Source organism: Aeromonas crassostreae (genome assembly GCF_054052445.1).
Genome location: NZ_JBSTYM010000022.1, coordinates 42485 through 52706, shown reverse-complemented (window position 1 = coordinate 52706; position 10222 = coordinate 42485). Strand labels below are relative to the sequence as shown.

Below are 10222 nucleotides of genomic sequence, written 5' to 3'. Positions count from 1 at the left end.
GGGGGGCGCCCACCCCCCCCCCCCCCGGCCCGCGCCCCCCCCCCCCCGGGGGGCCCCCCGCGCGCGCGCGCGGCCCGAGGCGCCATGGCGTAGGCGTGCTGCCAGGCATCATTGAAGCGGCGAATGCTCGCAAAGCCCGCCGCGAACGCTATCTCTGTGATGGGCAGGCTCGTCTCGGTCAGCAGGCGTTTCGCGAGCAACAGGCGGCGCGTCAGCTCCACCTGGCTCGGTGCCACCCCGAGGTGGCGCTCGAACTGGCGCCGCAGCGTGCGCTCGGTGACGCCGAGCGTGCGCGCGAACGCAGGCAGGGATTGCTCCGTGAGCGCGCCGCCGTCTATCCCCTTGAGCGCAAGTTCAAGCACCTCGGGCAGGCGGCGACCGGATCCGGGCGCGAGTTCGGGGCGACAGCGCAGGCAGGGGCGCAGCCCATGCTGCTCCGCGCTCGCGGCGCTCGGGAAGTAACGCACGTTGCGCTCGTGCGGTGCGCGCGCCGGGCAGATGGGGCGGCAATAGATGCCGGTGGACAGCACGCCGGTGAAGAAGCGGCCATCGAAGCGCGCATCGCGCGCGAGGCGCGCCTCCAGGCACTGGGCGCGGCTCAGGCCGATGCGGGCGTGTTCGTGCTGCTCGCCGTCATCGGCGGCGTCGCGCTCGCCCGGGTCATGAGGCATGCCCGAGGCGGTGGTCGCCGAACGTGAACTGGCCATGGCGCGGCTCCTCTGGTGGTGGGGCTGGGCTGGATTGCCTGCCCATGGGGCGGGCGAGGGGGTTGGGGCCCGCTTCGCACTCGGTTCAGGGGCAGAGTAAGCGGGTGCGGGGCGAGATACTAGCCAGGATCGGACAGCAATGTAAAAAAACAGACGCCCGCAGGCGTCTGCTGCATGGGTTGATGGCGTCGTGCATCAGGGCATCAGGGCAGGTAGCGCTGCTCCAGGTGCTGGCGCAGCCACCGGGGATTGAGCGCCTCGCCACTCGCGCGGCGCATCAGCTCGTCCGTGTCGAACGCGCTGCCGTGTTGCCACACATTATGTTGCAACCAGCCGAACACGTCGGCGAGTCGCCCCTCGGCCACCAGGGTGCCGAGGGACGCGCCGAGCGCACGCTCCAGCGCGAAGCGCAGCTGCGCCGCGTACATGGCGCCGAGCGTGTAACTCGGGAAGTAGCCGAACGAGCCGTCCGTCCAGTGGATGTCCTGCATGCAGCCATCCCGGTAGTTGTCCTTCGTTGACAGCCCGAGCCACTGCTGCATCTTCGCATCCCACAGCGCGGGGATGTCCGCCACCTCGATGCGCCCCTCGATGAGATCGCGCTCCAGCTCGTAGCGCAGGATCACGTGGGCCGGGTACGTCACCTCGTCGGCATCGACCCGGATGAGGCCAGGCTCGACGCCGAGGTACAGGCGCGCCAGGTTCTCGGGGGCGAGGGCGGGCTGGGTACCGAAGTGGCGGGCGATGTGCGGCGCTATCAGGTTCAGGAACGCAGGATCATGGCCGAGCTGCATCTCGCAAAACAGGCTCTGGCTCTCGTGAATGCCCATGGATCGCGCCTCGGCCACCGGCTGGCCCAGCAGTGCGCGCGGCAATCCCTGTTCGTAACGGGCGTGGCCCGTCTCGTGCACTATGCCCATCAGGCTGGAGACGAACTCGTCCTCGTTGTAGCGCGTGGTGATGCGCACGTCCGTCGGCACGCCGCCGCAGAACGGGTGACTGCTCACGTCGAGGCGGCCGTGGGCGAAATCGAAGCCGAGCAGTGCCATCACCTCCTGGCCGAGCGCCTGCTGGCTCGCGATGGGGAAGGGGCCCCGGGGCTGCAAGGGTTGCGTCTGGCGCTGGCGCGCCGTCACGTCCTGGATGAGGCCCGGCAACCACTGGCCGAGCTCGCCGAAGATGACGTCCAGCCGCGCGCTCGTCATGCCGGGTTCGTACAGCGCCAGCATGGCGTCATAGGGACGCACTCCGAGCGCCTCGGCGCGCAAGCTGGCCACCTCCCGGGACAGGCGCACCACCTCCTCGAGGTTCGGGGCAAAGCCTGCCCAGTCGTTCTCCTTGCGCTGGCGGCGCCAGGCGTGCTCGCAGCGGCTGCCCGCCAGGGACAGCGCCTCCACCAGATCCCCCGGCAGCAGGGTCGCATCCCGCCACTGGCGCTTGATCTCGTGCAGGTTCGCCCGTTGCAGTTCGCTCAGAGGCTCGGCCTCGGCCTCGGCGATCCACTGGGCCAGCTGCGGCGCCGTGCGCTCGGTGTGCAGCAGCAGATCCAGTTCCGCCATGGCCTCGGCGCGCGCCTCGTTGCCCCCCTGGGGCATGAAGGCGGCCTGATCCCAGCCGCAGATGGCGCCAAGGTGGGAGAGGCGGTAGAGCCGCTGCTGGTGTTGCTCCAATCGTTGATATGACATAAGGGGTCCTTGTTATTGTGGTTGGGTCCTGGCTGCCGTCCGGCAGGCCCGCTCCTGGCAAGGACGGGCGTCCCGATGCTAGCACCGGCCGCGGCGACGGGCCAGCACCCGCCCGGTCAGCCGAGGCGCTGCTGGTGGCGCTCCCGGTTCTGGGCCTTCTTCTGCTCGCTCTTGCGCAGCAGCACATAGAGGGCACCGCTGCCGCCGTGGTGCGGCTGGGCGCTGTGGGCCGCCATCACGCTCGGCAGACAGGGCAGCCAGGCGCTGACCTGGCTCTTGAGTCGCCCCCGTTTTTCGCCCTCAAGGGAGGGGGCTGACCGGGCTGGCCCTTCGCCCCGGCCATGGAGGATCAGCAGGCAGCGGATGTCGCGCCGCTCGCAGTCGCGCAAGAAGTCGACCAGGGCCCGGCGCGCCTCCGGCACGCTGTGGCGGCGCAGATCCAGGCTGCCTTGCAGCACGTATTTGCCCAGGCGCAGCTTCTTGTAGACCCCCTCCTGCACGCCGTCGCGCTTGAAGCCGACGATGGCGTGGGGGTCGAGGGCGGGGGCGGGATCCAGGGAGAGCAGGTCCAGCTCGTCGCTGCTGCCATGGGCGGCGGCGTGGCGCCGGGCGAGCTGGGCTTCGCTCGCGCCAATTGCGCCGGGCTGGGTGCTGATGCGGTCGTGGCGCATGGGTTTCACATCGGCCACTTCCTGCAGGAAGAGTGAGCGTTCGTCGTTATCGGACACGGCAGGCTCCCGGAGAGTAGGAATGAGCCTTGCAGTCTAGCGTTAGCGATGCCGGGAGAGAATCGTCAGCGATGCCGGGCGAGCAGGAACCGCGCAGGGGAGCGCAGCCAGCCCGGCTGGGGGAGGGGCCAGGTCGTCGACCCAACAGGGGGCCTGGGCCCCCTGCTGGGTCGGTGGCGGGCAGGCGCCTCAGTGATGGGGCGCCTTGGGAGAGGGCTGACCCTGCTCCACCGGCGGCTGCGCCTTGTGCACCTTGTAGATGAAGTAACCGGCGTAGAAGCTGATCAGCGCCACCGTCACCAGTATGACCAGCATGGACATCCACCCCACCGGGTGGCCAAACATCAGGTTCAACCAAAAATCCATCTCATCTGCTCCTGCCATTCGTCGATGACAGGCATGATAGATACCTCTTTATGGGGCAGAGATGATCTCGATCAACTCCCATGCTGCTTATTTAATCGCTGGCTGACCCTGTGATGGCGCGCACAGACCCGGATTGGGTCAGGGGCTCGATGCGCCAGCCCGCCCCCTCGAGCAGGGCCAGCAGTCCCTGCTCCCCATACAGGTGCAGGGCACCGACCACCACGAAGCTCTCGGCGGGCAGGGCTGGCAGGCGGCGCAGCCAGTCGTGATTGCGGCGGGCCAGCAGGGTCTGCTCCAGCCACTGTTGCAGCGCCGGGGGGGCCATCTCCTCCTTGAGCAGGGCGATGAGCCGCGCCTCGTCCCCGTCCTGCCAGGCGGCCAGGATGGCGGCGAAGCTGGTGCCGAGCTCGGGCAGCTCGTCCAGGGTGGCGGCCAGCATCAGATCCTGATGCTCTGCCACGCTGGCGAGGTAGCCGAGCTGCTCGGTCAGGGTCTCGAGCCCCTGTACCGGCTTGCCTCCTTGGGCGGCGCGGTTGGCGAAGTGCTGATCGATACCGTACTCGCCGCTAAAGGGGCTCTTCGCCAGGGCCTGCTGGGTCAGGCTGATGGCGGCAAACCAGGGTTGCAGGCCGTCCAGGCTGGCTGGCGGCAGGCCCAGCCGGCTCGCCGCCTCCTGGGTGCGCCGATAGAGCGCCGGGGGGATAGTGTCCGCCAGGGTCTGTCCCGGCGCCAGCCGGGTCAGGCTCGCCACCTGCTGCCATTCGTCGGCCGGGATGGCCGCCATGTCCACCTCGAGCACCAGGGCGCGGCTCTGGGCCCAGGCCCGCTCTATGGCGCCTGGCAGGGGGTAGATGCTCGCCTGGGCGGCATGGATGGAGCCCAGCAGCCAGAACTGCTGATCTCCCTTGCTGAGGTGATAGAAGGCGGGCTCGGCCAGCAGCCGGGTCGGCAGCAGCAGCCAGAGCAGCAGGGGCAGTAGCAGGCGAGAGGCGGACATGGCACTCCTTGATGGATGGCAGTTTGCACATGATTCGGGTGATGGCTTGGGTCTATGATAAGGCCTCATTCCTATCAGCCAAGAGGTTTCCCATGCCCCACCTGCGTTTTCGCGCCGTCGACATCGAGGTCTTGCAGCGCATCAGCGCCCCCCTGGTCGCGGATCTGTGCGCCCTGACTGGCGGCAAGCCGGAGTTTGTCACCCTGGAGTCTCTGGGGAGCCGGTTTGTGCGTGACGGCCAGCCGGAGGCGGGCAATCCCTTCGTCGAGCTGCTCTGGTTCGCCCGTCCCCAGGGGGTGCAGGACGAGGCGGCGGCCCTCATCACCCGCCATCTCAAGCAGGCCCTCGGCGAGCAGACCCATGTGGTGGTGCAGGTGATGGCCATCGACAAGTCCGCCTACTACAGCAATGGCGAGCACTATTGATAGAGCGTGTTTTGCCTATGTCGGGCAGGCCAGCTAATGAGGTCTCCCGTATTACGACAGCAATGGCGAGCACGACTGATCGTGCGTCGTTTGCCTATGTCGGGCAGGCCAGGTAATAAGGTCCCCCGTATTACGACAGCAATGGCGAGCACTATTGATAGAGCGTCGTTTTGCCTATGTCGGGCAGGCCAGGTAATAAGGTCCCCCTTATCACGACAGCAATGGCGAGCACGACTGATAGGGTGATCTGATCCGGCTGGTGCAAGCCGGGCAGCAGCGATAGCCGTATGCCGGGACTGGGGGCCCGCCCGGATCAGGCCGACTTGCCGAGGATCAGATCCAGCCAGCGGCTTGGCAGGAGGCGGCGCAGCCAGGCAAACAGCCGGGTCGGAAAGGTGACCGGGTAGCGGTGCCTGGGGCGCGGGCTGGTGAGCGCGTGGAGCAGCGGCGGGACGCAGGCCTCGCTTGGCAGGGTGAAGCGCCCGCTGGGCCCCTCCTTCTCCAATCGCGTCAGGGTCTGGTCATAGTCGGCTCTATGGCGGCTCAGGGCCGGGTCGATATGGCGCAGGAAGGCGGCCCGGGCGTTGGCCCGAAACTGGGTGTCGATGGGGCCTGGCTCTATCAGGCTGATGTGGACGCCGGTGCCGGCCAGCTCCAGGCGCAGGGTGTCGGTATAGCCCTCCAGGGCGAACTTGCTGGCGTTGTAGGCGCCACGATACTTCATGGCGACCAGCCCCAGCACCGAGCTGTTTTGCACGATGCGCCCCTCGCCGGCCGCCACCATGGCGGGCAGGATCTGGCGGATCAGGTGGTGCCAGCCAAACAGATTGGTATTGAACTGGGCCCGCAGGGCGGCAGTGGGCACGTCTTCCAGGGCGCCGGGCTGGCCGTAGGCGCCGTTGTTGAACAGGCCGTACAGGCGGCCACCTGCCAGGGCCAGGGCGGCCCGGGCGCCGGCCTCTATGCTGGCCTCGTCATCGAGATCCAGCTGCACCGCGAGCAGCCCCTCCGTTTTGAGGCGGGCCACGTCCTCCGGGCGTCTGGCCGAGGCGATGGCGGTCAGACCGGCGCCCTGAAGCGCCCGGGCGGCGGCCAGGCCGATGCCGCTGGAGCAGCCGGTGATCAGCACGAAACGGGACATGACACTCTCCTCATGGATGGGAAAGGGGACATGGTAGCGCGCAGCGCCAAAAAACAAAACCGGGCCAATTGGCCCGGTTTTTCTTTATCGTCAGCGGCTTACAGAATAGTAAACGGCATGATGATGTGGAACTTGACGTCATGCTCGGAGGTGAACATGTTCGGGTAGTACCAGCTGCCCTTCTCGTCCTGCTTGTTGTTGTAGTCGGTGTAGTGCAGCTTGAACAGGGTGCCCTTCAGCTTGCCATCTTGCACCGTGTACATGACGTCGAAGTTGGCGGCCCACTCTTCACCGTCCTTATCCAGGCTCTTGTCGCCGTTCTGGGCACCCCAGCCATAGGCACCGGAGACACCGACGGTCCAACCGGGGGCGCCGACCAGGTCATCCAGGGAGCGGGTCACCCCGGCAAACAGGGCGATCTCGCCGTTCTCGTTCCAGTCGGAGCGGGAATCCCACCAGATCTCGTTCGCGCCCTGGGAGTTGGCATAGCCTGTGGTCAGACGGGGCAGGTAGTTGCCCAGGTCGCCGTCGGCCTTGGTGTAGAGCGCCTCGGTACGGAAACCGTACGGGCCCATGGCCCAGCTGGCGGTCAGGGCTTGTTGCCATGCCAGACCGTCGTAGTCGTCGTTGTCGGTGGTGGAGCCGTAGAACTGGTAGCTGGTGTTCAGGCCGCCCAGTACGTCGAACTTGTGGGCCAGCTTGAAGTGGTAGCTGTCCATGTAGCCTTGGGATTGACCGAAGGAGCCGGTGATGGCGGTGCCGCCCTCGAAGGTGTAACGGGCGGCCAAGCCGTGGATGTAGTCGATCTCGTTTTCGCTGTTGAAGGCGACATCGCTGCCGGCATACATGGTCTTCTTGGAGAAGCCTGCGGTCTCCTTGAACCAGGGTGCCTTGTACTCATCGGCGATGGCGTAGGTCAGGTAGAGGCCACCGAAGTTGCCCTCGATCTGGCCACCACGGTAGGTACCGGGCTGATAGGACCAGTTGACCCCCAGGATACCCGGGACGTAGAGCTGGGTCAGACCCCCCTTGGCGGTGACGGAGTCACCGAACTTGAATTTCAGGGCCGCGTTGGAGAGGCTGAAGCCACCCTCGGGCACGCCGTCCATCTTGTCGCCCCACTTCTTGCCGATGAAGGAGAATTCGTTCTCCTCGTTGACACCGTTGCTCTCGTCGACGGAGAGGTCATAGGCGCCGAAACCGCCGACATCCACACCGACCACATCCCAGGCGTAACCGGAGTTGTAGTTCAGGGCGAGCTGGGTGGTGGCATGGCTCAGGTTGGAGTGGTACTTGCCATCACCGTCTTCACCACCCTGGATGCGCTGACGGTCGCGCTGGAAGTAGAAGAGGCCACCGTTGAGTTTGCCCTCTTCGTAGAATTTGCTGGCGGCGGCCTGATAGGCGGGGCCAGCGTCGTCGGCTGCGAATGCCAGACCGGGGGCGAGCAGGGCGGCGATGACCGCACTGCTCAGGGCAGCACGTTTGAAGATCACTTTTTCCATTTCGAATTGCTCCTGATTTTATGGACTTAGCTTTTTTATCCGGCGATCTGGCGTGATGCCGCCGCGCGGTTTTGGCATTGCAATCAAGACCCCGAAGGGCAAAAACGTTTCTGTCGCTGTCCTGCCTCGATGACTTGGCGTATCGATGACGAACAGACTTGGCACTATGCAAACTTTATTTTTTTGTGTACCGACCTTGGCGTGCCGGTTGATTTCAAGAGTACGTTCGCGGTGCGAAATATCAATCAAAAGTTCCAGGCTCGTTTCAAAACTATGACAGAGTGCAAATAATTGTATCATTAAGCCGTTATTCGCCGAGAGGGCGCCATCGCTGGTCTGATAACGCTTTCATGGGTAATTATGTGGCCGGATGCGGCGGGAGAGGGGGGGCGCCGAACTTTCTCTGTTAACGCGAATTTAACAGTTGATTTTGCGCCACGAAAAAAGACCGCGCGAGGCGGTCTGTCGACGGCAGGGGTGGCGGGGGTTCAGCCCTGGTGGCCGAGGATCCTGGGGATCTGCTGGGCCTGATGGTGGATGTGGCCCGAGACCTGCACCGCCAGCTGGCTGACCTGGTGGGCATGCTGGCTGATCTTGCCGATCAGCGCCGCGAAGGTGGCGAGCTTGTGCTCCTGGCTCTTGGCGTTGTCCGCCCCCTGCAAGGCGATGACCGCCGTGCTGCGCGCCATGTCCCGCACCTGCTGGGTGGTCTGGCGCAGCTGCTCGGCCTGCTGGCGCTGCTGGGCCGACTCGTTGCGAATGCGGCCGAGGACCGAGGTGATCTGCTCCCCCGAGCCGGTGAGCCGCTGCAGTATCTCGGTGATCTGCGCAAGTGAGCGCTGGGTGTCGGCGGAGAGATGACGCACCTCGTCCGCCACCACGGCAAACCCGCGGCCATGCTCTCCCGCCCGCGCCGCCTCGATGGCGGCATTGAGCGCCAGCAGGTTGGTCTGCTGGGCGATGTGGTTGATGACATCGACGATGGCGGTGACGTCTTCCACCGAGCGGCGCAGCTGGGCCAGGGCGTCGCCGCTCTCATGGATGGCGAGGCCGGTCTGCTCGGTCGCCAGCAGCATGCCCCCCACCAGTCGCTCGCTGTCGGTCATGGATTGCTCGTTGTGCTGGGCATGGAGGGCGATATCCGCGGCCACCTGGTGCACCTCGCTGGCGAGCTGGTTCAGCTCGTTCATCATCTGCTCCCCCTCTCCGACTGCCTGCTCTGTGGTGTGGGTGCTCTGGTGAATGTCCTGCACCTGGCTGACCATGCCCTGCAGGCTGAGGGAGACCGCCTCGAGCTGCCCCTCCTTGTGGGCCTGCTCCTGCTGCTTGTGGGCCAGCAGGCGGTTGTAGCTCGCCACTATGTCCGCCAGCTCGTTGCGCTCGCGCCCCTGGGGCAGGGGTTCGGCCAGGCCGGTCTGCTCGAGCTGGGCGAAGGCGGCGCGCAGCCGGATCAGGGGGCGCACTATCCAGCGGCGCTGGCACCAGGCGAACAGCAGCGCCGTCAGCACCAGGCCGAGGGCCAGGCTGCCGAGCACGGTGGCCAGATGCTGATTGACCCTATGGCGCTCGGCGCCGAGGGCATCTCCCATCCGGGTCATGGCCGCCAGCATCTGCTCGAGATCCCGATTGACCGCCTCCCGGGCCTGCTGCTGGCGGGTGAGGGCCTGCTGGCTGTTGGTCAGCTCCTGGGGATAGCGGCGCAGCAGGCTCTGCAACTCGCTGCGAGGCTGCTGGCCAAGATCCCGGCGCTCTGGCTCCCCCAGGGTGAACTCATCCTGGGCGGGGGCGGGTTCGAGCAGCCCCAGCAGCGGCAGGGCGGCGAGGGCATCGGCCTGACGGCTCAGGCTGGCGAGTTCGAATTGCAGGGCCTCGCGCTGCTTGGCGCTGCCCTGGGCCATGTATTGCTGGCGCAGATGAATGAGGTGGGGCAGGGCGGCCAGCAGATCGGCGGCCCCCTGGCGATAGTCGGCGGCGGCGGGCGCCTCGCTGCCCTGGCCGTAGCGCAGCAGCGCCTTGGCCTGGGCGGTCAGCTCCCGTTCGGCGTTTTGCAGCAGCTCCTGGCTGTTGCCCGACAGCTTGCCGGCGGCCAGATAGTCGCTCTCTATCTTCTTGCCCATCCGATCCAGCTGCCCCTTGAGCGCCTCCACGGGGGGGCCCGACATCTGCTCGAGCTGGCCGATGGCGAGGCGGCGCGCCCCCTCGGCACTGGCCAGGCGCACGGGGTCGCCGCTGGCGAGGTAGTCGCGCAGGGCCCCCTGCAGCGTGGTGGCGAGGCGCAGCTCCAGTCGCTCGTGCAGGCGCTGGCTGGATTCACTGCGGTCGAGCTGGCGCCAGCCATAGCCCAGGGCGGTGGCGAGCACGCAGGCGAGCAGCAACAAGATGAGGGCGGCAAGGGAAGAGTAACGGGAGATATTCACCAGAAGAGTCCTGCTTGAACGACGAACGGCGCCAGCTTAAGCAGGATTGATGGCAGTTTCATGACAGGGGTCAAAACGGCCTGCGCGTGGAAACCTGACCCCGGGAGCGGTTTGCTGCTGCCTCTGGGTCAGCCGCTTGCGGCCGCCTCGGGGGGCAGTGGCTTGACCTTGGTCGGCCCCGCCCTGAGGCCCAGCAGGGCGCCGCCCGGGATCGGCCGTCAGGGTCAGCGGTTTGCTGCCGCCTCGGGGGG

10 protein-coding genes are annotated in these 10222 nt (G+C 66.5%); 1 reads left to right on the top strand and 9 read right to left on the bottom strand.

The window, feature by feature from the left end; translation table 11 throughout:
- From ACW5W4_RS15545 to ACW5W4_RS15525, 5 genes are all read right to left on the bottom strand, one after another.
- Positions 1-671 (bottom strand): bifunctional transcriptional activator/DNA repair enzyme AdaA (locus ACW5W4_RS15545; protein ID WP_456689990.1); only part of this gene is annotated, 671 nt, incomplete at its 3' end.
- A 239-nt stretch (positions 672-910) separates the two neighbouring features.
- Entirely contained in the window at positions 911-2392 is a 1482-nt protein-coding gene (locus ACW5W4_RS15540; protein ID WP_456689988.1) for a carboxypeptidase M32, read from the bottom strand.
- Between the two features lie 116 nt (positions 2393-2508).
- Positions 2509-3120: a DNA endonuclease SmrA gene (smrA, locus tag ACW5W4_RS15535; RefSeq protein WP_456689987.1), complete on the bottom strand. Its 612-nt coding sequence runs from the start codon at positions 3118-3120 to the stop codon at positions 2509-2511.
- A gap of 189 nt (positions 3121-3309) precedes the next feature.
- Positions 3310-3486, bottom strand: coding sequence for a DUF3149 domain-containing protein (locus ACW5W4_RS15530; protein ID WP_427261104.1), 177 nt, complete (start codon positions 3484-3486; stop codon positions 3310-3312).
- A 91-nt stretch (positions 3487-3577) separates the two neighbouring features.
- Complete coding sequence (locus ACW5W4_RS15525; protein WP_456689986.1) at positions 3578-4483, bottom strand: TraB/GumN family protein; 906 nt, start codon at positions 4481-4483, stop codon at positions 3578-3580.
- A gap of 92 nt (positions 4484-4575) precedes the next feature.
- Here ACW5W4_RS15525 and ACW5W4_RS15520 point away from each other — a divergent pair, with 92 nt between their 5' ends.
- Positions 4576-4908 carry a DUF1904 family protein gene (locus ACW5W4_RS15520; RefSeq protein WP_408795229.1) on the top strand — a complete coding sequence of 111 codons (333 nt, stop codon included), beginning with the start codon at positions 4576-4578 and terminating at the stop codon, positions 4906-4908.
- 313 nt (positions 4909-5221) lie between these two features.
- Here the strand turns inward: ACW5W4_RS15520 and ACW5W4_RS15515 are convergent, their stop codons facing one another.
- The 4 genes from ACW5W4_RS15515 to ACW5W4_RS15500 form a co-directional block, all read right to left on the bottom strand.
- Positions 5222-6049, bottom strand: coding sequence for an SDR family oxidoreductase (locus ACW5W4_RS15515; protein ID WP_456689985.1), 828 nt, complete (start codon positions 6047-6049; stop codon positions 5222-5224).
- Positions 6050-6147: 98 nt separating this feature from the next.
- Complete coding sequence (locus ACW5W4_RS15510) at positions 6148-7554, bottom strand: OprD family outer membrane porin (RefSeq protein ID WP_456689984.1); 1407 nt, start codon at positions 7552-7554, stop codon at positions 6148-6150.
- 18 nt (positions 7555-7572) lie between these two features.
- Positions 7573-7854, bottom strand: a complete 282-nt coding sequence (locus ACW5W4_RS15505) for a hypothetical protein (protein WP_427261099.1) — start codon at positions 7852-7854, stop codon at positions 7573-7575.
- Positions 7855-8042: 188 nt separating this feature from the next.
- Positions 8043-9971 (bottom strand): methyl-accepting chemotaxis protein, encoded by a 1929-nt coding sequence (locus ACW5W4_RS15500; protein WP_456689983.1) that lies wholly within the window; start codon positions 9969-9971, stop codon positions 8043-8045.
- Between the last annotated feature and the right edge of the window lie 251 nt (positions 9972-10222).